Annotated in this window: 1 protein-coding gene; it reads left to right on the top strand. The window is 44.9% G+C overall.

Going from position 1 to position 873, the window contains the following annotated elements; genetic code table 11:
- Positions 1-18: 18 nt before the first annotated feature.
- On the top strand, positions 19-873 hold an 855-nt coding region (locus BCT81_RS27180), incomplete at its 3' end, for a DEAD/DEAH box helicase family protein (protein WP_198596974.1).

The following is an 873-nucleotide window of genomic DNA, read 5'->3' as shown; positions in this document are numbered from 1 at the left end:
GTATGGAAATGGCGACCTATGAGTAAACTTTTTGATTTGGTATCGGACTACAGTCCGTCCGGTGACCAGCCGACTGCGATTACCCAATTACTAGATGGACTGGATTCTGGTCTTGCGCATCAAACTCTATTAGGGGTAACGGGGTCGGGTAAAACCTTTACGCTTGCTAACGTCATTTCCCAATCTCAAAGACCAGCAATCCTATTAGCGCCGAATAAGACGTTGGCTGCTCAACTCTATGGTGAGATGAAGTCTTTCTTCCCGAATAACGCCGTCGAGTATTTCGTATCTTACTATGACTACTACCAACCAGAAGCCTATGTTCCAACCACGGATACATTTATTGAGAAAGATGCGTCTGTAAACGCTCATATTGAACAAATGAGGCTCTCGGCGACTAAGGCCCTATTAGAAAGAAAGGACGCCATTATCGTTGCGTCTGTGTCCGCTATCTATGGTCTGGGTGATCCTAAGTCTTATTTGAAAATGATGCTTCACTTGAGCCGTGGAGAGATCATGGATCAGCGCGATATCTTGCGTCGTTTGGCCGAACTTCAATATTCTAGAAACGATGTTGCGTTTGAGCGTGGTCAGTTTCGTGTTCGTGGTGAAGTGATTGATATCTTCCCGGCTGAATCCGACCAAGATGCAGTACGAATCGAGATGTTTGATGATGAAGTCGACTGTATCAGTATCTTCGACCCGTTAACTGGCGCAATTAAACAAAGAGATTTGCCACGCTTTACGGTTTATCCAAAGACTCACTACGTGACACCGAGAGAAAAAATCCTTGAAGCGATCGAGAACATCAAAGATGAGCTGCGAGATCGTGCCCAATATCTGAAAGACAATAATAAGCTTCTCGAAGAGCAA

Origin of the sequence: Vibrio sp. 10N.261.52.A1 (assembly GCF_002876325.1) — a bacterium.
GTDB lineage: Bacteria > Pseudomonadota > Gammaproteobacteria > Enterobacterales > Vibrionaceae > Vibrio > Vibrio chagasii.
This window is presented reverse-complemented; position numbering and strand designations above follow the sequence as displayed.